The sequence below is a fragment of the Halovivax ruber XH-70 genome (assembly GCF_000328525.1).
GTDB classification, from domain to species: domain Archaea; phylum Halobacteriota; class Halobacteria; order Halobacteriales; family Natrialbaceae; genus Halovivax; species Halovivax ruber.
Genome location: NC_019964.1, coordinates 2,714,012 through 2,738,703 on the forward strand (window position 1 = coordinate 2,714,012; position 24,692 = coordinate 2,738,703).

Sequence of the window (24,692 nt, forward strand, 5' to 3'; positions counted from 1 at the left end):
GCGGTTCGGCCATCCCAAACCGATTTTACACCCCGGCCCAGATGACAGGGTGTGACGAAGCACGGACCCGTCGAGCGATGGCAGGCCGACCTCGCCGACGTCGGCGAACTCACTCCCGAGCTCGTCGAGCGCATCTCACGACTCCACGGCGACCGGGGCGTCCGCGCCATCGAGGCCGTCGCCGAGCGACGGGTCAAGGGCTACCGCGACTTCACCGTCGTCGTCGGCCACGCAGACGAGTACGTCGTCGAAGACGGCACCTGTACCTGTAAGGACGCCAGATACAACATCGATCCCGACGATCCCACCGACGAGTGCTGGCACGTCCTCGCCGTCCAGATCGCTCGGCGAATCGGGCACGTCGACGTCCACGACATGTGGTACTCGGACGTCCGCGAATTTCTGTAAGTCGATCAATAATACGACCAGGACTTCGTGCGCCGGCCACTCGATCGCAGTTCCCGGTTACTCCGGCAGTCCGGACATCCGAGCAAAGCGCTCGTAGGCGAGTTCGATCGTCTCGATCGCCATCCCCTGATTGGTGCTGACGAGGTCGGGGCCACGCCACATCGTCGGATAGGCGCGTTTGAACTCCCAACCCCAGACGCGATCCCCCTTGAACCCGTTCTGCAACTTGACGACCACGTTCTTCCGGGTCACGTTCCCGCTCATGACGTCCTGAATCCACTCCCAGAAGGCCACGTCGGTAGTCATGCCACGCTGGAGGACCAGGTCGGCGTGGGCGAACGTTCCCGGAAGCGTGTGGACGTGGTCGTTGACACCACCTTCGCGGTACTGAACGGTCTCGAGTTGCATCGTGATGCCGGAGACCTCGGCGAATCCGGCGACCGCCTCGCCGTCTACCTGCACCTCGAAGTTGTACTGTGAATATGGGTTGTCGTCTGCCGTATAGGGTTGCTCTGCCATTGTGTTCGTCTCCGTAGCGCCGTACTGACCGGCTCACTCACTCCGCGTCGAACGAGTTCTGGAGGATGATCCCCTCCCCGTCTCCGTCGATGAACGACCCCTGCGTCGACTCGGACGACCCACGGTCGGTGGGCTCGGCCAGTTCCGTCGGTTCGTTCATCCGTTCGTTGATCTCACTGATCTCCGCACACCACCGCCGCCGTTCCCAATGTGGGAGCGAGAGGACCTCCTCGTGACTCCACCCGAAGTGGTAGGCCACGAAGGCGACCTCCGCGAAGAGGTCCTCGGGATCGACGACGCCGGTCACTCGTTCGCGTTTCCCGCTTCGACCTCCGACGGTGACTCCAGATCGGCGTCGTCGGTCGCGCCGACGGCGTCGCCTTCGATCGGTTCGCCGTCGTCGGTCGTCCCGATGGGTGCGGCCTCGTCGGCCGCCGAACCCGCAGGCGGGTCGGCGAGTGAGACACCGGACGTCGCGTCGACGTCGAACGTCTCGCCACAGTCCGGACAGGTCGTCGTGACGGCATTTCTGCCCCGGTTGTTGACCCGCTCGTACATCGCCTGCAGGTACTCGAGGTCGGCGACGAACAGGTTCTCGACGACGTCGATATCGACGGTTTCGAGCGTCCCCAGTTCGGTCACGACCCGAGACAGGAGGACGATCGTCAGGTACGATGAGTTCGACTGCACGTGTGGTTCCGACAGGGGCTGAATCTCGTCGGCAGCAGTCGCGAGGCGCATTCGGCCCTCGCGATGGAGCGTCCCCTCGCCGTCGACGTACCCCCGCGGCAGGGTGAACTCGAACTCGGTCTGTAACGTCTGGTCGGTCATCGGTGAGCCTCCAGCTGGTCCGACAGCACGCGAAGTCGGCTCGATTCGACGAACGATCCGTTCGTCCCGGTGTGAAGGTACCCCTCCTCGTCGACTCGCCACGTCGTCTCGAGACGCGAGCGGGAGATGGCGAACGGCCGAAGCGGCTCACTCGATCGCATCATACGTTCTTGCGCTTCATCTCCTCGAACTCGACGGTGTAGGTCTCGACGGCGATGGCGTTCTGGCCACCGCTGGCCTGGGCGTTCAGCGTCGGCGGATCGTACTTGCGGATCCAGGCGTTCGTGAACTCGAATCGGATGACAGAAGTGCCGGCCTGGTCCTTGAGGACGACGGCGATGTTCTTTCTGGCATCCTCGCCTTTGCCCTCCTCGACGGCCTTCCGCCAGTCGTCGAGTCGCTTGTTGTCCTCCTCGGCGCCCCGAGCGAGAACGAGCGGCGAGTACCGCGTATCGCCGAAGAGCTTCCGGGAGTGTTTGGCCTCGTCACCCTCGCGGTAGTCGAGCTGGTCGGTCTCCTGTGTCGGGAGCTGTACCTCGAGGAATCCAGGGACGTCGACGCCGTCGAGCTCGACGGTGAATTCCGTGCTTGGCAGCGGTCCGTGTTCTGGCATGTATTATCGTGAATGTGAACTGTCGTCTGGTGGTCGGTGCGCTCAGGCCTCGCCGGTGTCCTGGCTGATGCGGAAGATGACGAACTCGGCCGGCTTGACCGGAGCGACGCCAATTTCGACGATGAGTCGACCGTTGTCGATGTCGTCTTCGGTCATCGTCTCCTCGCCACAGCGGACGTAGAAGGCCTCGTCTGCCGTCGATCCCTGCAGGCCACCCTCACGCCAGACGGTGGTCAGGAAGTTCTCGACGGACTGGCGGATCCGGGCCCACAGGTCCTGGTCGTTCGGCTCGAAGACCGACCACTGTGTTCCCTCGTCGATGGACTGTTCGATGAAGAGGAACAAACGGCGGACGTTCAGGTACTTCCACTCGGGGTCGCTCGAGGTCGTGCGGGCGCCCCAGACGCGGATGCCGCGGCCCTGGAAGCTCCGGATGCAGTTGATACCCTTCGGGTTGAGGACGTCCTGTTCGCCCTTGGTGACGTCGTGTTGCAGGCCGACGACACCGCGAACGGTCTCGTTCGCCGGAGCCTTGTGCACGCCGTGCTGGACGTCGCTTCGCGCGTAGATACCGGCGATGTGGCCGCCCGGCGGAGCGAGTTTCTCACGGTTGGTCACCGGATCGAGCACGGAGACCCACGGGTAGTAGTATGCCGCGTACGAGGAATCGACCGGCGTCTCCAGTTCGGAGACCGGACCGGGGTTCTGCTCGGCCTGCAGGACGGCAAAGCGATCGCCCATGTTCTCGCAGTGTGCGACGATCGAGTCCGTCAGTCCCTGCACGTCGTTCTCGTCGGGAACGCAGACGATCGAGATATCGTCGAGTGCGGTAAAGGCTGCGAGGCCGGTTCGGAGCCCCGGTTTGTCGATACCTTCGTAGTCGTTGAGCGACACTTCACCCTCGGCGTCGGGCTTGGTCGGCTCCTCGGTGACGACTTCGACATCCACGTCGACTTCGCCCGATCGGATGTCGTCGAGTTGCTCGATCAGGTCGTCCTTCGATGGGTTGCCCTCGGTCTCGAAGGGGCGAGCGATTCCCTTGAGATCGTTGTACTTCAGTTCGTCCAGATTGTCCGGGATGTAGACGACAGTTTCCTCCTCCGCAGCCTCCACGAGGCCACCGTCAGCCGCGGCTGTCGGCGTGTCGCGGTTCAACCAGGTGAGGCCGGGAACCGGGCGACCGTCCTCGACGTACTCGACGTCCACGAGGACGGAACTCGAGAGTTGCTTCTCGTAGAACTGGCTCGACTTCGGATCGGACGAGAGTCCGTCGAAAACCTCCTCGACGTCCGGGGCCGGTTCCGGACGCGCGGCGTCCGGCTGGCTGACCTCCTCGAGATCACACGACCAGTACCGGACGACCATATCGAACTGATCGCCACGCTGCCCGTCGCGAACGATCACGGCGACCGAGTTGCCCCAGGAGCCGGGGCCGTTTGCTTCGACGTTCAGGACGTTCGACTGATCGTCGGCAACCAGTGTCGTCGTCGCGACGTCGTTCGGATCGGCTGGAGTGACGCGGCCGACGTAACATCGGCCACCGCCGTTCTTGAAGTAGCCGTCGAGCGCGACATCGAGATTCGAGTGCTTCGGACTCGACCCGTAGAGTCGCTCGAACTCGGTGTAACTCGTGACGAGTTGTGGTTCGACGGGACCGCGATGGGTCTGCCCGAGGAACCCAGCCGTGCTCGTGCTGACACCTTCGACAGACTTGCTTCCGCTACTTACCTCTTCGACATACACGCCGGGGGATTGATATTCTGGCATTCCAGGTGACCTCCTAAATTTGTCTCCCTGTATCTGAGTTTTTACAGTGAATTAATATAAATCTTTCTTAGTGATAGTATTTTTGCATTGTTTAAACAGATGGCCGAATGGACCAAGGAAGATTAGATGCGGCAGCCAATAAGCAGAATATAATAAGATTGGGGACGGGTAAAGTGTAAATTTCCGATATATACGGTGATTGGATTACATCCCAGTCCCCGGCCAGCGTATCCGGCAGGGATGCAAGAAGCGACCACCGGACAGTGTCGGACCACGTCGATCTCGTCGAACAGTAGAGAGCGCAAATTCAGTCTTCAGGGACGACGTCGACGAGGATCTGGATCGAGTCCGCCGCCTCGCTGACCTGATCGTGGGCATCGATCAATTCGAGGAGCGGTTCGTCGGAGTCGAGTGCCGACTGGAGACGGGATACCGACTTGAGGTATCGTTCCAGGCTCTCCTCGGTCGTCACTTCCTCGAGGGGTTCACCCAGTTCGATCAGCAGATCGAGGAGTCGGTCGACCTGTTCGCGGTAGGATTGTTCGCGGTCGTCGGTCGATTTGAGATCCTCACGGGAGAGTTCCGCGATGTCGCGTGCAATACGTGCCCCCTCACCCGTGTGCGGTTCGAGTCGATCACTCAGCGCGGTAAAGAACCGAACACGGTCCTTGACCGTCTTTCGCAAGGCGTAGGTCACGAGTGTGCGCCGCTCGTGTTTCAGGTCGGTCACCGTCTCTTCGAGCGAGCCAACCCGTCGAGCGATTCCCTCGAGGCCGTCCGGGCGCTCTTCGGGTTCCTGTCTGACCGGTGTCCGGTGCGGGTTCTCGTCGTCCGTCAGGTGCTGAACGACGAGCGCGAACAGCAACTCGGGGTCGTACACGAACGAACGGCCGGGCTGGTCGTCAATCGTCTCCCAGCCCCCACCCGGCGTCCGCTCGAACGAGCCGAGAAACACCGCCGGATCGGCGTCGTCGGCCGGCTCGCTGCGGTGGGTCTCGTGATACTGTTCGGCCAGCTGGCTGGCCACTGCCTCGACGTCATCGTCGTCGGGATCGACGACGGAGAGATCGATCGACGGAACCGACGCGTCCGCTGGCGGCGTTTCCCGGTGTGTGAACTCGAACACTTCGACGGTTCGGTTCGCCACGGCGTCGCTGTCGATCGCACCGTCGGTGTCGGCGACGGGAACGGTCTCTACGGCCACCTCGCTGAACTGAATAAAGAGGTGTATCTCGTCGGTCGACGGGCTCGGAAGCGTCTTCGTGGTCACCTGCTCGACGACGATCGGCCGACCCCTGCCGTCGATCGCGAACCCGGCATCCACGGTGACGTCGAGTCCGTCGTCGGTTTCCGAGACGTCGTGGACCGCGAGCCCGCAGACGATTCCCGAGCCGTTCACGTAGCGAGTGAGCGTGTGCAACCGCTCGGCGTGGTAGGTCTGTTCGGCCTCCATGTCGCGGGGCGTCATCAGCTTGCCCTTGAAGAACCGGTTCTTCTCGAACTGGGAGAAGCCGGTCGCATCTCGTTTCGTATAGTCCGCTTCCGGAGTCATGGCGAGAGTGTAGATATATAATGAGTGTCCGTTAGTATAAAATATCCGATCAGCGGGTGCAAGGTCCCGGCACCGTCACGGGAGCGCAGCTGGTGGCCAACGGGTGGCACGAACCGGCGTCGAACGTCGCCGGCTCGCGGCGAACAACCGACAGAAACCAGCGAGAGAAGGCCACGGAGCGTCCGTGTCTCCCCAACATCGCCATAGTTATCACCCCCAGTTCCACATACATCGACACGAAAGACGTATCAATTATGGTAACGAGGTTCGAATCGTTTCGGCGGTCGAGGTGAACGGACGAGCGATGAAGGCAGCGATCGAATCCGAGACGGGAAACCAGCTGGTCGTCAGCGTGCTGGACAACGCCGACGAACACCATCGGATAACCCTCGACCGAACCGGCACACTGCACAGCCACTCGTGTGGCGACGAAGCGCGGAAGGCAGCCGCACTGTCGGGCGAACAGGCCATCCGTGCCCGTCGAAGCGTGCGATTCGCCAAGTACTACTGTTATCGCACGCACGAGATCGCGGCGATCGACGCGTACGGAGCCGACCAGATCACCTACCCTGAGCGGCTCGCTGCGACCGCGCTCGTTCTTGCCGCACTCACGCCGGAGACGATCGAGCGGCTGTTCGAGACGGTGTCGAACCGGTTCGAGGAGCCAGCCGACCACGTTGTCGAACCGCCGGCAGTAGACCCCGACGCCCAGTGGACGCGCATCGAACAGGACCTCCTGCTCGACGGAGCGCGCGAACGACTGCCGACCCTCGCCGACGCGACGATCGAACTCGAGGCGATCGGCGCCCTTCGCCAGCTACTCGATCGCTACCCCGACCGACGGAGCGACCGGCTCCCACGTCGGCTCGCCACGATACTGGGGTCGAACCACTCGGAAGATATCAACCACGACAGGACAACCGCTCCCGGGTGGTCGATCGTCGATACCGGAACCCCGCACGTGCACTGGGAGGGAGGCGAAGTGACGCCTGGACCGGATACTGACGGAGCCGACGACACTGGCGTAGCCAACGACACTGACTGGATCCACGGCGCGCGGATCCAGCTTCCGTGTCCCGAGCGACCGGTTCGGACGCCGGCAGGGTTGCAACGGCACCTGCTCGATCACCTCCGGTGCCAGCTTCGGGACTGCTACGTCGGTATGGGACTCGCGCCGCCCAGCGATTGCCGCGTGCGCGGTCCCGGGATCGCCCGGTGTACCGAGCTGTACGAGACACACCCGACCGAGCAGCGGTATCACGATCCCGACGCGGTCATCGACTGGACGCAGTTCGCGCCGGTCCCGCAGTTGTAAGAGCGACCGGACGGCGACGGGCGTGACCTGACGGACGGACTCCGCGCGATTGTGGAGACACGCGCCTCGCTCGCCTGAAGAAGGAATTCGGTACGTACTAAGTGTCCGCCCGCAAGAGTTGCCGCCATGAACACGTTGCTCTGTTCGAACGAAGACGTCGACGAGTACGCGCGCATGCCGGCCGTCATCGACGCGCTGGAAGCTGCCTTCGCTGCCTACGAACGCGGAGATGCGCTGATGCCGGCGAAGTCCTACGTCGACCTACCACAGTACAACGGCGACTTCCGGTCGATGCCGGCGTACCTCTCGACAGACGACTGGGACGCAGCCGGGCTGAAGTGGGTCAACGTCCATCCCGACAACCCCGACGACCACGGACTCCCGACGGTCATGGGGACGATGATCTACTCCGACCCGGAGACGGCCTACCCGCTCGCGGTCATGGACGGCACCGAACTGACGATGAAGCGCACCGGTGCAGCGGCAGCCGTCGCGACCGACCACCTCGCCGTCGAGGACGCCACCTCGATGGGCATCGTCGGTGCCGGCGTCCAGGCCTACACGCAACTCGAGGCGATCAGCGAGATCCGCCCCATCGAAGAAGTCGTCGTCAGCGACCTCGACGACGAACGCGTCGAGCGCTTCGTCGACACCTTCGCGGACGAGTTCGACATCCGCAGCGGTTCGATCTCGGAGGCCGGCCACTGTGACGTCCTCTCGACGGTGACGCCCGTCGAGAACCCCATCGTCGGTCCCGACGACGTCGGCGAGACCACCCACGTCAACGCGATGGGTGCCGACGCCGAGGGCAAGCACGAACTCGCCGACGACCTCCTGCTCGACGCGACGATCGTCATCGACGACCACGAGCAGTGCACCCACTCCGGCGAGATCAACGTCCCGTACCACGATGGGACACTCACGGACGACGACATTCACGCCGAGATCGGCCAGATCGTCGTCGGCGACGAGGTGGGTCGCACCGGCGATACGGGCGTGACGGTCTTCGACTCGACCGGGCTCGCGATTCAGGACGTGGCCGCCGCCCACGTCGTCTACGAGGAGGCGAGCGAGCACGAAGGCGGCAGTCCGTTCGACCTCGTCGGCACCGGCAACTGAGTTCCACCGTACGACACGCGCCGCACCGCCGCGTCGGACCTACTGTCCGCTCACGAGGGTTCGACTTCGACCGCGACCTCGCCGCACTCGGTGCAAATTCCCTCGAACACGCCCGTCTCGCGGTTTAATTCGAGTTCTTGCAGTGTTTCTTCCCCGCACGTGGGACAGTTCCGCTGGTACTGAATCTCGCGACTTCCCCGCGGCGCGCCGAGGGCGAGCAGCGTCGCTCGCTCGTCGTCCGCGTTGTGAGCGAGCTGGAACTCGTCGGGTGCGAAGCGGATCGCCTCGTTCTCACCGACGGCGACCTCGCCGGTTTCGGTCTCGAACGTCACCGTCCCGCTCGTGACGACGAAGAGCTCTTCCTGGTCGCGATGGCGGTGGTAGTCCATCCCCAGCTGTCCGCCCGGTTCGAGTTCGGCGTAGTTGATCGCCAGATCCTCGGTGCCGAGCGGTTTCGAGAGGCGGTTGTACACGTCGGCCGGAGAGATCGATGGTCCCCTGCCGTCTTCCTGCAGGTCGACTTTCTCCATGTCGTCTTCGCCATCGGGCCCCGAGTGAATAAATCTAGACGCCGGAGAGCGTTGCTCGCCCAGCACCCACCGACCGGGACGGTCACCGATCCCGGACCCGACGCGGAATCGACGCCGTCATCCGGAGTTCGGGACAGTACTGGGCGATCGGTTCCGCCTCCGGGGCTGGAAGGTCGTAGGCGGCGAAGAGGGTGTTCTCGTGGAGCGTCGCGGCTGCCGACTGGAGCGGCCAGGGCGCGTGGGCGATCTCGCCGACGAAGACGTTCGGGCGCCGCGTCGTCCTCGCCGTCCGAGCGCCGTCGGGTGCGTAGAATCGCCGGCGATCGGTCAACCACTCGGCGCGCGTCCCGGGTTCGGCGAAGGTGATGGCGTCGTCGGGTTCGTACGTCACCGCGAACCTGGCCGCGGACGTACCCGGCTCGTCCGGGCCAGACCGAACACCTGGTTCGGTCGTCCCGTCGCGCGTGCTCGCGAACGAAACCGAGTTCCCGCCGTGGGGCGCCGTTCCCTCCGTTCGCGAGACGTGCATCCGGGCGCACCGGACTGGCAATCGGGTGAAGCGACCGACCACGGACGCGATCGCGGCGCTGTCGACGTCGACGCCGAAGAAGTACAGCCCCGGCTCGCCGCGGTAGGTGACGTACGTCCTGACGTTCAGCTCCGCCGTCGTGTACCGCAGGAATCGTGGCGTGTATCTGATTCCGGCGTTCGACGCGACGAAGGGAACGACGCTCACCCAGGCCCGGCCCCTCCAGGTGTCGAGGGCCAGGGGGTCGGGGATATGGGGCCGCAACACGTCGGAATCGACTGGCCAGTGAAGGAAGAGACCGTCGCGCCAGGTGAGCGTGAACGGGTGCGGGAGGCGCCCGATGGGTCCGCCGGCACTCACCGGGAGCCGGTCCGTCTCGCGAACAGAATCACCGCGGCTCATGGCCGTGCTCCGACGACGACGGATAAAAAGGCGGGTTCCACACCTCGTGACCGTCACGCCTCGCTGGCTTCGAGTTCGAGGGAGTAGACGAGGGTCGGATACGCCTCGTCGCCGATCTCGTGTGACGCCTCGTCGGTCACCTCGAACCCCTTCGCCCGGTAGAACTCGTGGCCGATCTCGTTGCCCTCCAGCATCTCCAGCCTGAGCGTCTCGACGGCTTCCGGCAGGATCGAGATGCCGCGTTCGAGCAACGCCGTCCCCACCCCGTTCCCCCAGCTGTCGGGATCGACGTAGATCGACTTCAGACCGGCCTCGTTCTCGTCGACGAACGCCTTCGTCTCGGCGTCTCCCCACCGGAAGTCCGCGAACCCCAGGCGCTCGCCCGTCTCGTCGACGGCGAGCAGGACGCCCTGTCGATTCGCCGTGAGCGACTGGTGCCACCCGGCGACCGTCTCGTCGTCCGGATCGGGCGACTGGCTGGCGAGCACGTCGGCGGGAAGGAGATCGGCGTACGCGTCCATCCAGGCCCGCGCCTGGATTCGGGCGATCGCTCGGGCGTCTGATCGGTCCTCGTACTGCCGGACGTGCATGGCTGACCGATTATTACCTGGCAGCCACCTATAGTTTTCTCCGGTGGCGACACTGCGTTCGCGAAAACCGTCCGAAGACACTTCTGTTCCGAGCGAGACGGGCACAGCGTCCCGCGGTCGATGCTCACTCCACGATGTCGATACCGGGCCGACCGGGTTCGGCGTTTTTCACCGTCCCCTCGTCGGCCTCCGCAGCGTCGATCACCGTCACGGGCGTGTCGAACTCACGTTCGATCAACCACGCCGCCGCCTCCAGCGCCTCCCGTTCGGCGTCGGGTGCGAGTGGCTCCTGCAGTGCCTCGCGCTCGGCCTGTAAGTCCTGGCCGTAGCTCGCGGCGGCGTCACCCTGCTCACGGATGTGATCTTCGCCCATCAGCTCGCCGATCAGGTTGGGCGCGTCGCTCTCGATGGCGATCTCCAGGGCGTCGTACTTCCAGTCGGGAGCGACGACGACGTCGATCCGCTCGGGGTCGGCAATTCCGGCGACCTCGACGATGTCGCGGACGTCCTCGCGGGTGTTCTCGACCAGCCGGCGACGGCGTTCGACGCCCTCGCGGTCGACCGCGGCCGTCGGCCACTCGGCGTCGGCGACGAAGCCGTCGTGGCCCAGTTCGTCCCACAGCTCCTCGGCGAGGTGCGGGGCGACGGGTGCCAGTAGACGCACGACCGCGGTGAGGCCGCGTTCGAACGTCTCCGGGTCGGGGTCGGCGTACTCGGCGTACTGGCGAAGCGTCCGGACCAGCTCCTGTGCTTCTCTTAGTGCGCGATTGAACTGCAATTCCTCGTACTCCTCGCCGGCGATGGCGACTGCGGCGTCGATCTTACCGCCGACGTAGCGCGAGACGGCGTCCGCAGCCCCGGTCGGCGGCTCGGCGACGAACGACTCGACCATCCCTTGCAGACGCGTCAGGAATGCGTACGTCGAGCGGACACCCTCTTCGCTCCAGTCGAAGGCGGTGTCGGGCTGGGCGGCCTGCATCATGAACAGGCGAGCCGTGTCCGCGCCGTACTCGTCGACGATCCGCTGGGGCGAGACGACGTTGCCCTTCGACTTCGACATCGCAGAGCCGTCGAGCTGGACCATTCCCTGGGCGAGCAGGTCCTCGAACGGTTCGCGGAACTCGAGGCCCTCGTGGTCGGCGAGCACCTTCGTGAAGAATCGCGAGTACAGCAGGTGCATCACGGCGTGTTCTTCCCCGCCGACGTACTGGTCGACCGGCAGCCAGTCGTTGGTCCGGTCGACGTCGAACGGCGCCTCGTCCAGGTCGGGCGAGACGTACCGCAGGAAGTACCACGAAGAGTCGACGAACGTGTCCATCGTGTCCGTCTCGCGCTCGGCCGGGCCGCCACACGTGGGGCAGGTGGTCGCCTTCCACTCCTCGGCGGCGTCCAGCGGATTCCCCGTCGTGTTGATGAACTCGGGGAGTTCGACCGGCAGGTCCTCGGCGGGGACCGTGACGGGGCCGCAGTCGTCGCAGTGAACGATCGGGATCGGCGTCCCCCAGTAGCGCTGCCGGGAGATCCCCCAGTCGCGCAGCTGGTACTGGGTCGCTTGCTCGGCGCTCTCGATGTCCTGGGTCAGCCGGTCGCGTGCCGCCTCGCTGTCGAGGCCCGAGTACTCGCCGGAGTTGACGAGGACGCCGTCGTCGGTGTATGCAGATTCCGAAACGTCCGGTTCAGCCGGTTCCGAATCCTCATCCTCCGGCTCCTGTGCGATGACGGGGACGATGTCGACGCCCATCTTCTCGGCGAAGGCGTGGTCGCGGTCGTCGTGACCGGGAACGCCCATCAGCGCGCCCGTCCCGACGTCCGAGAGGACGAAATCGGCGACGAAGACCGGGATCTCCTCGCCGGTCGCTGGGTTGGTCGCCGTCAGGTCCGTCGCGACGCCGTTCGGCTCGTCGCCCTCGGGGTCGGCCTCGTTTTCGACGAAGTGGCGGACGTCCTCGTCTTCCTCGGCGAGCTGGTCGCTGATCGGGTGGTCCGGCGCCAGGGCGAAGAACGTCGCGCCGTAGATGGTGTCGACGCGGGTAGTGAAGGCCTCGACGGGGCCGTGCTCGGAGATGGAAAATTCCAGTTCCGTTCCGTACTGGCGGCCGATCCAGTTGCGCTGCATCTGGCGGACGGAGTCGGGCCAGCCCTCGAGGTCGTCGATGTCCTCGAGCAGTTCGTCCGCGTACTCAGTTATCTTCAGGAACCACTGCTCCAGTTCGCGCGTCTCGACAGGCGTGTCACACCGCCAGCAGAGTTCGGCCTCGCCCTCGACCTGTTCGTCGGCAAGCACGGTCTCGCACTCGGGACACCAGTTGACCTCGGCGGCCCGACGGTCGACCAGCCCCTCCTCGTGGAACCGGGAGAAGAGCCACTGGTTCCACCGGTAGTACTCGGGGACGCAGGTGGCGACCTCGCGGTCCCAGTCGAAGCCCAGCCCGATCGACTCCATCTGCTCGCGCATGCGATCGATGGAGTCGAACGTCCAGTCCCGCGGGTTGGTGTCGCGTTCCTTCGCAGCGTTCTCCGCGGGCAGGCCGAACGCGTCCCATCCCATCGGGTGGAGGACGTCATCGCCACGCATCCGACGGTAGCGGGCGTAGGCGTCCGTTATCGTGTAGTTTCGCACGTGGCCCATGTGGAGCTCACCCGAGGGATACGGGTACATTCCGAGGACGTACGTCGGATCGTCGACGTCGTCCGGAGTCCGATACACGTCCGCATCGTCCCACGCGTCCTGCCATCGCCGCTCGACGGCCGCGTGGTCGTATCCCTGGTCGCTCATCAGTATCTACACGTCGAGAGACGGGCGACCCTATAACTTTCCATGCAGGTGCCCGCGGGTGGATCTGGGCCGTGGGTTGTGCCCAACACACACACACACACACACACACCTATCGGTGGCAAACAGTCTCACAGGGTTAAAAACGCGAACGCGATCCGGGCCGCACCGCGGCTTCGTTCGCGACAGGCGCTCACTCGGATCGTCAGCTAATGTCGATCTCGTGGCCGCCGCCCTCGCTCCCGGCGAGTTTCGGGAGTGTCACGGTGAGAACGCCGTTGTTGTACGTGGCCTCGACGCCCTCCTCGTCGACCGGTTCCGGGATGCGGATGCGACGGTCGACCGTTCGCTGGGTCCGCTCGCGGCGGATGTAGTCACCATCCTCGGTGGTCTCCGTCCCGCTCCGACTGGCTTCGAGATGGAGCGCGCCGTCGACCAGCCGGAGATCGACGTCTTCCGTGTCGTAACCGGGCAGGTCGGCAGTGACGACGTACTCCTCACCTGTGTCGGCGACGTCCACGCCGATCGTTCCGGGAACGGCCAGTCCGCTCTCGCCGGCCATCGTGTCCTCGAACTGGTTGCTGAGACGGTCGAACAGTTCTTCGAGATCGTCGAACGGGTTTCGGCGCATACGCGGCTATAGGGGCCGAGCGGAGATAAGTTCCCCCCACGATCGTCGAACGCAACGCCGACTACCTGTCTCGGACAGTGCGCAGGGCTCCACCAATCCTGATCCGAGCTGCCGGTCACTCGACCGCGTGTTCCACGTCGTAGGAGCCGAGCCAGCGCACCCAGCCGTCGTCGAGGACGGCTTCGACCGCCTCGACGGCCGCCTCGATTCGCGGCTCGTACAGTCCACCCTCCAGGTCGAGATGAAAACGGTAGTCGCCCAGTTGCTTCCCGCTCGGTCGGGATTCGATTCGCGTGAGGTTGACGCCCCGCTCCTCGAACGGGCCGAGAAGTTCGTACAGCAGCCCCGGGTGGTTGGACGCCGGATAGATGACGATCGTCGTCTTTCCGCCGGCCGGCGAACGAGCCGACTCGGGCCCGAGCACGAAAAATCGCGTCTCGTTCGACGGACGATCCTGGATCTCGGTCGCGAGCACGCGAAGGGCCTGCTCGGCCGTACTCGGGTGTGCAATGGCCGCGACGGACGGATCCTCCCGGGCCAGTTCGACGGCCGCCGCCGTACTGGCGACGGATTCGCGCGCAACGTCTGGATACTGGTCGGCGAGAAACGACCGACACTGGGCGAGCGCCTGGGAGTGGCTCGTGACGGTCTCGAAATCCTCAGCCTGGGCGAGCAACGCGTGTGTGATCGGGGTGACGACCTCGCGAACGATCGAGACGTCCCGCGCCGCGAGTGCGTCGAGCGTCTCGGTGACGCTTCCCTCGATGCTGTTCTCGATCGGGACGACGCCGCGATCGAACGACCCGTCGGCGACCGCCTCGACGATCGCCGTCACCGACGGCCGGAACGCGACCGAATCGCTCACGGTGCGAGCGGCCCGGTGGGAGTACGTTCCTTCCGGACCGAGCGTGACGGTGTGCATACCCCTGCTAGGCCGTCCCCCGAGAAAAGACCGCGGATCGACCCATCGGGTATCGCCGAACGGAGGATGGTTGACGGGAGGGAGGAACTCCAGGCTGCAGCGTCGGCACACAGCGTACACAGTACGAGAAGCGTCGCTCGTCGCGAACTATCGGCGCAGTAGAAGGGGGCTCAGTACGCCGTCCGATTACTCCTCAATGTGTTCGATACCCTGCTTCGAGACGTTCGCTTCCGTGATCTCCTGGGGCATCCAGTCGGGCTTGTCGTCGGGAGCGGTCTCCTCCCACGCCCAGCCCTCGTAGATGTGTACCTTGTCGGTTCCCTTCTCCCGGAGTTTGAGTTCGACCCGGTCCGCACTCGATTCGCTCGAGCCCGGTTCGAGCCGGCGGGCCGCCTTCAGGGCGGCCTGTCTCGGCGTATTTCCGGAGAAAACACTCGATTCGTCACCGCTTCCTTCGCGAAGTGCGAAGTTTCGCTTACCATCTTCACGTACCATGGTTCCAGCCTCCATGCCAACTCAGCGCACAATATGACATAAAGATATCCCCGACAATCAGCCGACAGCGGCGGTACGTTTAAGTGACGGGCGCGACCACCCTCTTGGGTATCACCGGCTTCCCGCCGAAACCGGGCGACGACGTCGGCTGTACACGGTGTTTCAGGTGGATCGATGGACCCTGTTCGAGCCCGGTCGCCAGCACGGGGCGCCGCCCGATCGGGACACGGCCGGCGTGGACCACCCGTAGTCGATCCGACCACCAATGTGGATCGACCCGACGTCGATTCGCTCCCAGCGTGTCCCTCCTTGTCGTGAAACCCCTCACCGGCGAAAAAACCGGGACCGCCACGCCGTTGCGTAGAAAACACTTAAGTATATCCTACGGCGAACCTCTCAGTAGAACCCCGCGATGGTCCGGAAAAAGAAGCTGAGTCCGAGTGGTGCCAAAGACGAGGACGGCAACTATCACAACGTACACCTCAACTTGCACGAGGACGAACTCGCCGTCGCCGGCATGGACATTGGAGACGACGTGTTCGTGCGCGTCCGCGACGGCAAGATCATCATCCAGAAAGCAGACGAGGACCAGCTCGACCACGAATTCTAGCCGCTCCGAGAGATCCCGTCGCTGGCTCCCCGACCTGACCGGGACGGGCCGACCACTACGAGACCTCGCCGTCAGCGACAGTTAATCACCCGACGGCTCGCCGGTAGGCTCCTGCTAGGGCCATCGCGCGGCCGGCAGTCGCCGCATAACTACGCCGGGTTGTCGATTTTTGCTCGGTAATGGAGTCCGACGTGAGCGCCGACGACGAGTCGGCGTCGGTGGTCGTCCCCGCCATCGACGCACCGAGTAGTGTCGCGTGCCTGCGGTCGCTCGGTCGGCGCGGCGTCCGAACCGTCGTCGTCTCCGAGACGCCGACGGCGCCCGCCGTCCACTCGGCGTACTGCGACGAGGTAGTTCCGGTCCCGGCCCCGCAGGACGACCTGCTTGGGTATCGGGACGCACTGCTCGATCTGGCCCGTCGCGACGCAGTCCACGCGATCGTCCCCGTCCGGGAGGCCGACGTGTACGTCCTCTCGCGCTATCGCGAGGAGTTCGCCGCCGAGATCGAACCGCTCTGGCCGGCGCTCGAGACCCTCCGTCGCGTCCAGGATCGGTGTGCGCTCTTCGAGGCGGCCGAGACCGCTGGAATCGACGCACCGGAGACGCGCCTCGTCGGCGAGATCGACGACCCCGATCGCGAGTGGATCGTCAAGCCGCGCTACTCGATTCTGGCCGACGCCTACGTCGACTGCGACCCGGCTGACTGTACGGCACCGCCGACGACGACCTACCTGCCGCCAGGGACCGAGCCAGACGTCGCGGCGCTCACCGCCGAGATGGGCCACGAACCCATCTGTCAGGAGTACGTCCACACGCCCCACGAGTACGGTTTCTTCGCGCTCTACGACGAGGGCGAGCCCGTCGCGACCTTCCAGCACCGCCAGCGCCGCGGCTACAGCTACGCCGGCGGCCCGAGCGCCTTTCGCGAGTCGGTCGACATCCCTGCGCTCGAAACCGCCGGCCTCGCCCTGCTCGACGAACTCGACTGGCACGGCCTCGCCATGGTGGAGTTCCTGCGCGACGAGGAGACAGGCGAATTCAAACTCATGGAGATCAACCCGCGGTTCTGGTCGTCGCTGCCGTTCACCGTCCAGGCAGGCGTCGACTTCCCGTACTACTACTGGCAGCTGTGCAACGGCGGCGGCGAGATCGCCGCGGCGTACGACGTCGGCGTCGCCGGCCACCTCCTCCGCGGAGAACTGCTCTACCTCCACTCGATCCTCGCCGACGACGTCGACCTGGTCGACCGACCCTCCTTTCCGATCGCGGTCGGCTCAGTCGCCCGCTCGCTCGTCTCACATCCCCGGTTCGATTACCTGCAAAAAGACGATATCCGACCGTTCGTGCAAGACCTCCGAAACGCGGTCGGCTCGCTGCGAACACGATAACGGCGAGAGATCGACTTGTGCTAGAAACGAAAGCGTCCTGTCTCGAAATCGGCGCTCACTCGGCTCCGAATCCGGCCAGATCGAACTCGAACGCGGCGACGGGAACCTCGAGGTCGTGCTCGACGAGCACCGCGGGGTGCAGTTCCCCGATCACGCCCACCGTGTTGCCGTCGACGACGACGCTCGCGGCCCGGCCGTCGACGAACGACGGGTGGTCGGTCGGCGGCGTCTCCAGGTCGACGTCGAACGCGCGACAGAGTGCCTGGAGGCGGGACTTCGCGTCCTCGTAGGCGGCGTCGTGACGAGCGAGGACGCCCGCGACGTGGCGCGACTCGGCGACGCCGGTGGCGGCTGTCTCGTCGACCTCGGCGACGAAGCCGACCTCCGCCAGGTCCTGCGGGTACGCCCGGTGGGTGTTGTTCTCGAGCACCAGGAGGAGCGAGGGGAGCGCCCAGGGGCGGACGATCCCGAAGTCCTCGCTGTAGGGGTTCTTGATCCGGGCGGGTTCGCCGCCGCCGAGGACGTCAGTTCCGGGGTCGACGCCCATGCGGTCGTAGGCGTCGGCCTCGCCGATGAGGTGGAAGTCGAGCATGTCCTCGAACCCGAGCCCGACGAGCGTCTCGCGGACGGCCTCCTCACGCCGACTCCGCTCGTGACGGCCGCCGACGGTACCGATCTCGGGGTAGTTCGGCGCCAGTTCGTTGAAGCCGTAGGCCCGGCCGAGGTCGTCGATCACGTCCAGCGGGTGGAGGACGTCCACGCGGTACGGCGGGATCGTCACGTCGTAGGCGAGTCGACCGGTCGACTCGGCGTCAGTCCCGTTTCCGGTAGTCGATTCGTCGGCCTCGTCCTGGACAGTCGCCTCCAGGCCGGCCCGTTCGGCCAGATCCTGTACCTCCTCCGGGTCGAGTTCGATCCCGAGGATGGACTCGATCCGGTCGTGGGTCACGGTCTTGGTCTTCGTCGAGAGCTCCGGTCGGACGAGAACGGGCGACCCGGTGTCGGCCTCACTGGCTTCGGCGCGCCCGTTCTCGACTGCCTCGCTGTCGCCGGCCTCGTCGCGGCCGTCGCTCTCCTCGATGGCCGCCGCGGCGACCGACGGATCGGCGTACTCGACGGTGACGTCCTCGATAGTGGCGCCACGGGCGTCGAGCGCGTAGCAGATGATCGCACACATCCGGTCGATCGTCCACTGGTCGGTGCCGGTCAGTTCGACGAACAGGTCGCGCGAGTCCGTGGAGACCTCCGTCCGGCGACCGTTGATCACCGGCGGGAAGGAGAACAGCCCGATGTCGTCGTAGATCGCGGGCATCGCCTCGTAGTCGTCGACGACGGGGGCGTACTCGCGACCCGTCGGGTGCTCTTCTAAGACCTCGCCGGGCGTCAGTTCCCGATCCGAGTCGAGGGGGACGAAGCGCTCGCCATCGGGGGCGACGCCGGTGTAGCGGATCGTCGGGTTACCCTCGGTTGCGGGTGCGCCGCGGAGCATCGTCAGGTCGTGGATCCCGATCGCGCCCTTCACCCGGTTGCGGCCCATCGTCGCGTGGAGCTTCTCCTGGAGCTGGATGAGCGAGTCCAGCGACTCCTCGTCCAGATCGACGCCGCGGATCACCGCGCCGGTGACGTACGGCCGCTCGGCGGGGACGGCCTCGTCGACCCGGATCGTCCAGTCGGCCTCGGTCGTCGTCGGGACGTAGACGCCGCGGTCCTCGCCGTACTGGTAGCGCAGCGAGCGGGCGATTCCCTCGACGGAGAGCCGATCGAGGCGGTCAGGCGCGAACTCGAGTTCGAAGTCGCCGTCCTCGGTCTCGCCCTCGTACTCCAGGCCGAGCGCGAAGAGGTCGTCTTTGAGCTCGTCGTCGGCGACGTCCGTCACGTCGGCGAGCGTTCGCAGTTCGTCGGGATCGATGTCGACGGTTGGCATCAGTAAATCACCTCCGCGTTCCGCAGGAACTCGAGATCGGCCAGCGAGCCGTGGAGGTCGCGAATGTCCTCGGCGCCGGTGACCAGCATGGCCAGCCGTTCGAGGGCGAGCCCCCAGGCCATCACGTCGGCCTCGACGCCCAGCGGTTCGAGCATCTCCTCGCGGAAGATGCCCGAGTTGCCGATCTCGATCAGTTCGCCCGTCGTCGGGTGGGTGCCGAACAGTTCGAAGCTCGGCTCCGTGTAGGGGTTGTAGTGCGGTTTGAACTCGATGTCTGTGATCCCGAACTGGGCGTAGAACTCCTCGAACGTCCCCATCAGGTCGCGTACGGAGAGTTCGTCGGCCATCACCCAGCCCTCGATCTGGAAGAACTCGAGCAAGTGTGTCGAGTCGAGCGTGTCGTTGCGGTAGGCCTTCTCCACGCTGAAGAAGCGCGCAGGTGGCTCGATCTCACCAATCTGGTGGCCCGAGAGGTGCCGGGTCGAGAGCGACGTCGTGTGGCCCCGCAGCGCGAGCGCGCGGGCGAAGTCTTCGTCCCAGGGCGAGTGGTAGCCCTCACCGTCTTCACCGACACCCTCGCGGTGAGCGCGTTCGACCCGCTCGACGAGGTCGTCGGGCAGGTCGTCGATGTGACTCGGCTTCTCGAGGGCGAAGCGGTCCCAGTGAGTCCGCGCCGGGTGATCCTGGGGCATGAAGAGGCAATCGTTGATCCAGAAGTCGGCGTCGACGTGCGGCCCGTCCATCTCCTGGAAGCCCATCCCGACGAGGACCTCCTTGACGCGCTCGGCGGTCCGCCGGAGGACGTGCATCCGGCCGCCGTGTCTCTCCTCGGCGTCGGCTTCGACGTTGTACTCGGCGAACTCGGCGTCGCGCCAGTCGCCGCTCGTGAGCAGGTCAGGGGTGAGCTGGCCCACGGTCTCGGCCGTCTCGACGCCGGCCATGAGCTCGGTCACGCCGGCGTCGGTGAGCGTGGCCGACCGCGTCGTCGACTCCTGGCGCTCGAGCAGGTCCCGCCGTTCGAGCTGGTCGACCACCTCGTCGTCCAGCTCGAGGTCGTCAGCGGAGACGCCATCGTCCCCCTCCGCTGGGGCGATCGCCAACAGCGCGGCGGCCTCCGGATCGGAATCGGGATCTGCGTCCGAATCGGCGGTAAGTTCGCCGCTGTCGATCGCGCCATAGCCCTTCCGCGCGTAGTTCGAGAGGGCGATGTCGACCTGCGGACCCTCGAGCCCGGACGCGCCGATGACCTGGCCCATCTGGGCGGGTGTGTCGTCGGCGCCGGCGTCGAGGGCCGCTTCGTAGAGGCGCACCTCGGGGAGGCCGTCGGCCTCGTACGTTTCTCCCTCCTCGGTGAGGGTGATCGATTCCTCGACGTGCTCGGAGACAGCGACCAGGCCCTCCTCCTCGAGGGCGAACAGCGCACCCGTGACCGTCTCGGGCGGCAGGTCGGTCGCCGCCGCGAGGGCGTCGACGGACTGTGCATCGTCTGCGCTCGCAGCCTCCAGGACCGCGAGCTGTGCCTGTGGCAATTGCATTCGCTTGTGTAGTAGCGTGCTCGTCTGTCAGTTAGCGCTTCCGACTCCCGGCGCGCGCCGTGCGCGCGGTCCGATCGGACGGTTTCGCCCCACGCCGCCGATGTGGCCGCGTGGCGATCCACCGTGCCCGTCACCGGGCGAAGAAGAACGCGAATCCCGTCCGCGACTGCAGCGGCTTCTGGGCGACACACCGACGGCGGGATTCGCTCGTCATGTCCACGACACCGTCGAGCGCCGGCAAAAAGTTTGCGAACGGGTCGCGAACAGTTGGGTGGGAACCGGTGGCAAAATGCGGTCCCTCCCCTCACGAGGGAGCAAGGCCTTTCTTGTACTCGAGGCCCGTATCCCTGACCGTGACGGTACCGCGTTCCGAGGCCGACGGTGTGACCATCCGGCGCGCGGAGCGAGCGGACATCCTCGCCGTGGTCCGGATCGAGTCCGCCTCGTTCCCGCAGCCGTGGCCGACGAACGCGTTCGAGGCCTTTCTCGGCGAACCGGGGTTTCTGGTCGCCGTCGACCCGGAAAACCGCGTCGTCGGCTACGCCATCGCCGACGTCACCCCGACCCACGGCGGGCTCCTCGGCCACCTGAAGGACATCGCCGTCCATCCGGAGCGACGCGGCAACGGCATCGCGACGGCGCTTCTCGGTCGCGTGTTCACGCTGATGTACACGAGCGGGGCGGACAGCCTCAAACTCGAGGTTCGCGAGTCGAACGAGCCGGCGATCGAACTCTACCGTTCGGCCGGGTTCGAGCCGCTGCGTCGCGTCGACGGCTACTACGCCGACGGCGAAGACGCCATCGTGATGCTCCACGACCTCGACGGGTGACCGGCCGGACGGCGGGCTGACAGCCACGAACGACGAGTGTCAGACGAGAATCGAGACTCGGGAGCGCCGTCGTTTTCTGCCTCGCGCCAGTACGACCAGGTATGGGATACGCCTGCCCGGTCTGTGGCGCCGAACAAGCCGACGGTGTCCACCTCGCGAACCACCTCGCCGTGACGGCGTCGCTCGGCCGCTCCGACCACGAGGCGTGGCTCGCCGAGTACGCACCGGACTGGCGCGACGACTCGCCCGACGAACTCGCCGACAGAGTCACTCCCCACGCCACGGAGATCGAGACGCCCGCGTTCGAAACCGACGACGGCAGCCGCCCACAGACGGGCTTCGAACACGAGCTGGCCGCCCAGACGCGCGGTTCCGGCCGCGGCAGCCACACGGCTACGACTGCCGGTCACGGAACGGGAGCGGACCCGCTGACAGACACCACCACTCGATCGGCTGACGTCGAGTCGGTCCTCGCCGAAGCACGCGAACTGACCGAGGAGATCCGCGCAGGCGCCGACGACGAACGGGACGGCACCGAAGACGGCGACGATCACGAGGAGGCCGCCGACGGTCCCGCACCGACGGACGGAGACGAAAACGCGTAACTACCGTCCAGCCGACCGGACAGGTATGGAACGGAGAGGACTCTTCGCACCGGAGACGATCGAGGAGGCACGCGAGTACTTCGAAGCCGTTGGTCCAGCAGCCCAGACGAGCGTCCGCGAGGCCGCCCGCGTCATGGGATTCGGCCAGGACGAGTATCGCGATCGCGTGACGAGCGAGGTCGTCACGACCGCCCGCGACGCCACCTTCGCCAGTTTACTCGAGGTCACCGTCGCCGACCGCGAGGCGTTCGACGACTGGCGAGCAACGTACGATGGCGACGTGCAGGTCAACGGGCACGAGGCTGTCGACAACGTCGTCTGGCACGCCGGCCCCACCGACCAGGCTGTCGCCGCGACCTTCCAGGACGAGCCCGACGCCGCCGTCGCGACGCTGCGCCGGCAGGCGTTCGGACGGATTTACCGGGAACTGTTCGAGGAGTGACCGCCGAGACGGTCCCGAACCGCCACCTTCTATCACGTCGCCCGCGTCGGAACGCCCATGAGCGATTCGGCTCCGTCCGACGACCCCCACGCCCACGACTGGCCGGTGCGCGAGTCGGCGATCGAGTACGAGACCGGCTGGTACGACGGTGGCTACGACCTCGTCACCCAGCCCGACGGCAGCGAGAAACGGTACTACTGGGCCGACCTCCCGCCCGCCGTCGTGGTCGTCGCGAACACAGGGGAGGAGATCTGCTTCGTCGAACAGTACCGGCCGGCGACTCACGAGACCCACCTGGAGTTGCCCGCCGGCATCGTCGAGGACGGCGAGTCCTACACGCAAGCCGCGGCCCGAGAACTCGAGGAGGAGACCGGCTTCCGGCCGGAGACGACCGTCCTCCTGCAGGAGTACGCCGTGGCGACCGGCGTCCTTCGACACGACCGCGGGATCGTCTACGCCGACGGCCTCGTCCCCGGCGAGCGCGAACTCGACTCGAACGAGTTCCTAACCGTCACGACGATTCCGATCGACGAAGCACTCGCTCGGGCGCGCGAGCCGCCGGCCAACGACGCCTCGATCAGCGCCCTGTTGCTGGCGAGCGAAGACGGGTTCCTGTAGCCCAGACACCGGCCAACGCCTCGGTTTCCGGTCGGATACTGATGCCGATCGGCGCAGCGACGGTCAGGAATCGGCGGGTTCGAGGTCACGAGTCAGAATCGTGCGCTCACCGGGAAGCGACGCGCCAGCGAGCGTCAGCTGCGGCACTGATGGCCGATTCGACCCGCTCCGATCGAGTTCGAGCGCGGACACCTCGCCGAGGACTGCGTCTAGCTCGTCTCGAACTGATTCAGGTTCCGGAACCGCGAGGACGATAGACGAGAAGTGCCCGTCCGTCGGCGAGTCGAGTGACGACGCGACGGGGCCGTCGGTCGGCTGGACCTCGATGCGAAAGCCCCACGGCGTATGGAGGAAGGTCCGGTTGGTACCCACGTTGACGTGCCAGCCGCAATCGCGCGCTCGCTGGAGAACCGTCTCGAAGTCAGGAACGATAACGCCGAAGTGATCGAATTCGAGCCCCGGCCCGGGCGCGAGCGTCACGTTCGCGGTCCCCAACTGAGCGCCCTGTAGTCGAAGTCGGAACCCATCCGGCTGTGGTTCGCCGGCCGGAATCGAGCGAGATTCGTCGTCGACGCGTCCATAGCGGCGGTGTGGTTCTACCCCCTGATCGGCCAATGCGGCCGCCGCGTGCGAGACATCCGGCACCTGAAAGTGAAGGTGAAAGAGCCGCTCCGTGAGAGCCATACCGATTCGACACGGGCAAGCGACGTAACCATTTGCTGAAACGGGGTTCAGTTGCCTCGGTGAGAGATTCTGATCAAACACGAGTGGTCGAGACGAACCGACCGAACCCGTCGGCCTTATTCCCCACTGGCCCCACGTTCCGGCATCGATGGACGGAGAGACGACACCCGACGAACTCGCCGACGTGCTCGAGACTGACGACGACGTTCGCGTCGTCGACATCCGCAACCCGGTCAGTTTCACCCAGGGGCACATCCCCGGCAGCGAGAACGTCCCGTTTCAGGAGTTGCCACAACGGGTCCAAACTCTCGCCGACGCCGAGCACATCGTGACGGTCTGTCCGCACGGCAAATCGAGCGTCCAGGCCGCCAGGCTCATCGGCTCCTACGAGGGCTGCGCCGACGCGACGGTCGAGAGTCTGGCCGGTGGCCTGACCGCCTGGCGCGACCAGTACGATCTAGAACAGGCGGACGAAGCCGAGACGACCGAGTCACCGTTTTGAGAGACAGCCGAGTCACCGTTCTACGACGCTCCAGACCGGCGCACCGCCGAGGTCGGCCGGCGAGGCTGAGACAACACACACACACACACACACACACACACACACACACACCGACCGCACGGTCGGTCGTGCTGACCGGTGGCGCCGCTGGGTCGATCACGGCCATCGACAAGCGCGAGAAGAACGAGGTCAGATCATCGGGGTCAGGCGACGTTGAAGCCGCGATCGCGGAGGAACTCTTCGATGCGACCGGTGTGATTGCCCTGGAGTTCGATGTGGGAGTCCTCAACGGTCCCGCCACAGGCGAACTTCGATTTGAGATCCGACGAGAGACTGTCGAGATCGACGTCTTTCGGATCGAACCCTTCGATGATCGTTACCTCTTTGCCGTACCTGCGCTCGTCAATGCGGATTGTGAGCTGCTGCTGGCCCTTGGCGACGTCCTCACAGACGCAGAGCTCGTCAGGCAACCCGCACGTCGAGCAGACTTCCGACATTACATCAGGGCGTACGAAAGGGGCATATTAAACACTATCGGGACCGAGACGCCGTCAGGTG

28 protein-coding genes are annotated in these 24,692 nt (G+C 65.5%); 10 read left to right on the forward strand and 18 right to left on the reverse strand.

Translation table 11 applies throughout. The features are described from left to right. Nucleotides 1-51: 51 nt before the first annotated feature. A complete protein-coding gene (locus tag HALRU_RS13040) occupies nt 52-408 on the forward strand; it encodes a metal-binding protein (protein WP_015301856.1) in 357 nt (118 codons plus the stop codon). Between the two features lie 57 nt (nt 409-465). Here the strand turns inward: HALRU_RS13040 and HALRU_RS13045 are convergent, their stop codons facing one another. The 7 genes from HALRU_RS13045 to HALRU_RS13070 form a co-directional block, all read right to left on the reverse strand. Continuing rightward, nucleotides 466-927: a phage tail protein gene (locus HALRU_RS13045; protein ID WP_015301857.1), complete on the reverse strand. Its 462-nt coding sequence runs from the start codon at nt 925-927 to the stop codon at nt 466-468. A gap of 37 nt (nt 928-964) precedes the next feature. Continuing rightward, on the reverse strand, nt 965-1,234 hold the full coding sequence (locus tag HALRU_RS13050) for a DUF6760 family protein (protein ID WP_015301858.1): 270 nt from the start codon (nt 1,232-1,234) through the stop codon (nt 965-967). Next, nucleotides 1,231-1,758, reverse strand: a complete 528-nt coding sequence (locus HALRU_RS13055) for a hypothetical protein (RefSeq protein WP_015301859.1) — start codon at nt 1,756-1,758, stop codon at nt 1,231-1,233. Before HALRU_RS13055 ends, HALRU_RS13050 begins: the two co-directional genes overlap by 4 nt. Further along, entirely contained in the window at nt 1,755-1,922 is a 168-nt protein-coding gene (locus HALRU_RS15760) for a hypothetical protein (protein WP_015301860.1), read from the reverse strand. Before HALRU_RS15760 ends, HALRU_RS13055 begins: the two co-directional genes overlap by 4 nt. Beyond that, nucleotides 1,919-2,371 carry a phage tail protein gene (locus tag HALRU_RS13060; RefSeq protein ID WP_007702220.1) on the reverse strand — a complete coding sequence of 151 codons (453 nt, stop codon included), beginning with the start codon at nt 2,369-2,371 and terminating at the stop codon, nt 1,919-1,921. Before HALRU_RS13060 ends, HALRU_RS15760 begins: the two co-directional genes overlap by 4 nt. Nucleotides 2,372-2,413: 42 nt before the next feature. Then, nucleotides 2,414-4,138, reverse strand: a complete 1,725-nt coding sequence (locus HALRU_RS13065; RefSeq protein WP_015301861.1) for a phage tail sheath family protein — start codon at nt 4,136-4,138, stop codon at nt 2,414-2,416. Between the two features lie 307 nt (nt 4,139-4,445). Further along, nucleotides 4,446-5,690: a hypothetical protein gene (locus HALRU_RS13070; RefSeq protein ID WP_015301862.1), complete on the reverse strand. Its 1,245-nt coding sequence runs from the start codon at nt 5,688-5,690 to the stop codon at nt 4,446-4,448. Between the two features lie 304 nt (nt 5,691-5,994). Between HALRU_RS13070 and HALRU_RS13075 the strand changes: the two genes are divergently transcribed. Beyond that, complete coding sequence (locus tag HALRU_RS13075; protein WP_015301863.1) at nt 5,995-7,005, forward strand: hypothetical protein; 1,011 nt, start codon at nt 5,995-5,997, stop codon at nt 7,003-7,005. A gap of 126 nt (nt 7,006-7,131) precedes the next feature. Then, nucleotides 7,132-8,124: an alanine dehydrogenase gene (locus HALRU_RS13080; protein ID WP_015301864.1), complete on the forward strand. Its 993-nt coding sequence runs from the start codon at nt 7,132-7,134 to the stop codon at nt 8,122-8,124. 50 nt (nt 8,125-8,174) lie between these two features. On the opposite strand, the gene HALRU_RS13085 is transcribed toward HALRU_RS13080, so the two are convergent. From HALRU_RS13085 to HALRU_RS13115, 7 genes are all read right to left on the reverse strand, one after another. Next, nucleotides 8,175-8,654 carry a cupin domain-containing protein gene (locus HALRU_RS13085; RefSeq protein WP_015301865.1) on the reverse strand — a complete coding sequence of 160 codons (480 nt, stop codon included), beginning with the start codon at nt 8,652-8,654 and terminating at the stop codon, nt 8,175-8,177. Nucleotides 8,655-8,736: 82 nt separating this feature from the next. Continuing rightward, on the reverse strand, nt 8,737-9,585 hold the full coding sequence (locus HALRU_RS13090; protein ID WP_015301866.1) for a YqjF family protein: 849 nt from the start codon (nt 9,583-9,585) through the stop codon (nt 8,737-8,739). 53 nt (nt 9,586-9,638) lie between these two features. After that, nucleotides 9,639-10,175 (reverse strand): GNAT family N-acetyltransferase, encoded by a 537-nt coding sequence (locus HALRU_RS13095; protein WP_015301867.1) that lies wholly within the window; start codon nt 10,173-10,175, stop codon nt 9,639-9,641. Nucleotides 10,176-10,299: 124 nt separating this feature from the next. Beyond that, nucleotides 10,300-12,951 carry a leucine--tRNA ligase gene (gene leuS, locus HALRU_RS13100; RefSeq protein WP_015301868.1) on the reverse strand — a complete coding sequence of 884 codons (2,652 nt, stop codon included), beginning with the start codon at nt 12,949-12,951 and terminating at the stop codon, nt 10,300-10,302. A gap of 202 nt (nt 12,952-13,153) precedes the next feature. Continuing rightward, the gene (locus tag HALRU_RS13105; protein ID WP_015301869.1) at nt 13,154-13,579 is read right to left on the reverse strand and encodes an Hsp20/alpha crystallin family protein; all 426 of its coding nucleotides are present in this window, start codon (nt 13,577-13,579) and stop codon (nt 13,154-13,156) included. 115 nt (nt 13,580-13,694) lie between these two features. Then, on the reverse strand, nt 13,695-14,501 hold the full coding sequence (gene pheA, locus HALRU_RS13110; protein ID WP_015301870.1) for a prephenate dehydratase: 807 nt from the start codon (nt 14,499-14,501) through the stop codon (nt 13,695-13,697). Nucleotides 14,502-14,687: 186 nt separating this feature from the next. After that, the gene (locus tag HALRU_RS13115; protein WP_148680698.1) at nt 14,688-14,996 is read right to left on the reverse strand and encodes a non-histone chromosomal MC1 family protein; all 309 of its coding nucleotides are present in this window, start codon (nt 14,994-14,996) and stop codon (nt 14,688-14,690) included. Nucleotides 14,997-15,408: 412 nt separating this feature from the next. Here HALRU_RS13115 and HALRU_RS13120 point away from each other — a divergent pair, with 412 nt between their 5' ends. Together HALRU_RS13120 and HALRU_RS13125 are read left to right on the forward strand one after the other, a co-directional pair. Next, on the forward strand, nt 15,409-15,606 hold the full coding sequence (locus HALRU_RS13120; RefSeq protein WP_007702190.1) for a hypothetical protein: 198 nt from the start codon (nt 15,409-15,411) through the stop codon (nt 15,604-15,606). A gap of 179 nt (nt 15,607-15,785) precedes the next feature. After that, nucleotides 15,786-16,994, forward strand: a complete 1,209-nt coding sequence (locus HALRU_RS13125) for a carboxylate--amine ligase (protein WP_015301872.1) — start codon at nt 15,786-15,788, stop codon at nt 16,992-16,994. 55 nt (nt 16,995-17,049) lie between these two features. Here the strand turns inward: HALRU_RS13125 and HALRU_RS13130 are convergent, their stop codons facing one another. Both HALRU_RS13130 and pheS read right to left on the reverse strand, forming a co-directional pair. Beyond that, nucleotides 17,050-18,918 carry a phenylalanine--tRNA ligase beta subunit-related protein gene (locus tag HALRU_RS13130; RefSeq protein ID WP_015301873.1) on the reverse strand — a complete coding sequence of 623 codons (1,869 nt, stop codon included), beginning with the start codon at nt 18,916-18,918 and terminating at the stop codon, nt 17,050-17,052. Continuing rightward, complete coding sequence (gene pheS, locus HALRU_RS13135) at nt 18,918-20,453, reverse strand: phenylalanine--tRNA ligase subunit alpha (RefSeq protein ID WP_015301874.1); 1,536 nt, start codon at nt 20,451-20,453, stop codon at nt 18,918-18,920. The genes HALRU_RS13130 and pheS overlap by 1 nt, the downstream gene beginning before the upstream one ends. 353 nt (nt 20,454-20,806) lie before the next feature. On the opposite strand from pheS, the gene rimI reads away from it, so the two are divergent. From rimI to HALRU_RS13155, 4 genes are all read left to right on the forward strand, one after another. Further along, the gene (gene rimI / locus HALRU_RS13140) at nt 20,807-21,283 is read left to right on the forward strand and encodes a ribosomal protein S18-alanine N-acetyltransferase (RefSeq protein ID WP_015301875.1); all 477 of its coding nucleotides are present in this window, start codon (nt 20,807-20,809) and stop codon (nt 21,281-21,283) included. A gap of 101 nt (nt 21,284-21,384) precedes the next feature. Next, a complete protein-coding gene (locus tag HALRU_RS13145; RefSeq protein ID WP_015301876.1) occupies nt 21,385-21,888 on the forward strand; it encodes a DUF5810 domain-containing protein in 504 nt (167 codons plus the stop codon). A 25-nt stretch (nt 21,889-21,913) separates the two neighbouring features. Further along, nucleotides 21,914-22,330 (forward strand): DUF5809 family protein, encoded by a 417-nt coding sequence (locus tag HALRU_RS13150; RefSeq protein WP_015301877.1) that lies wholly within the window; start codon nt 21,914-21,916, stop codon nt 22,328-22,330. Between the two features lie 57 nt (nt 22,331-22,387). Further along, a complete protein-coding gene (locus HALRU_RS13155; protein ID WP_015301878.1) occupies nt 22,388-22,948 on the forward strand; it encodes an NUDIX hydrolase in 561 nt (186 codons plus the stop codon). A 63-nt stretch (nt 22,949-23,011) separates the two neighbouring features. Here HALRU_RS13155 and HALRU_RS13160 read toward each other — a convergent pair whose 3' ends face one another. After that, entirely contained in the window at nt 23,012-23,632 is a 621-nt protein-coding gene (locus HALRU_RS13160) for a hypothetical protein (RefSeq protein WP_015301879.1), read from the reverse strand. Nucleotides 23,633-23,780: 148 nt separating this feature from the next. Here HALRU_RS13160 and HALRU_RS13165 point away from each other — a divergent pair, with 148 nt between their 5' ends. Further along, nucleotides 23,781-24,134: a rhodanese-like domain-containing protein gene (locus HALRU_RS13165; RefSeq protein ID WP_015301880.1), complete on the forward strand. Its 354-nt coding sequence runs from the start codon at nt 23,781-23,783 to the stop codon at nt 24,132-24,134. A 203-nt stretch (nt 24,135-24,337) separates the two neighbouring features. Here the strand turns inward: HALRU_RS13165 and yciH are convergent, their stop codons facing one another. After that, on the reverse strand, nt 24,338-24,631 hold the full coding sequence (gene yciH / locus HALRU_RS13170; protein WP_015301881.1) for a stress response translation initiation inhibitor YciH: 294 nt from the start codon (nt 24,629-24,631) through the stop codon (nt 24,338-24,340). Nucleotides 24,632-24,692: the final 61 nt, after the last annotated feature.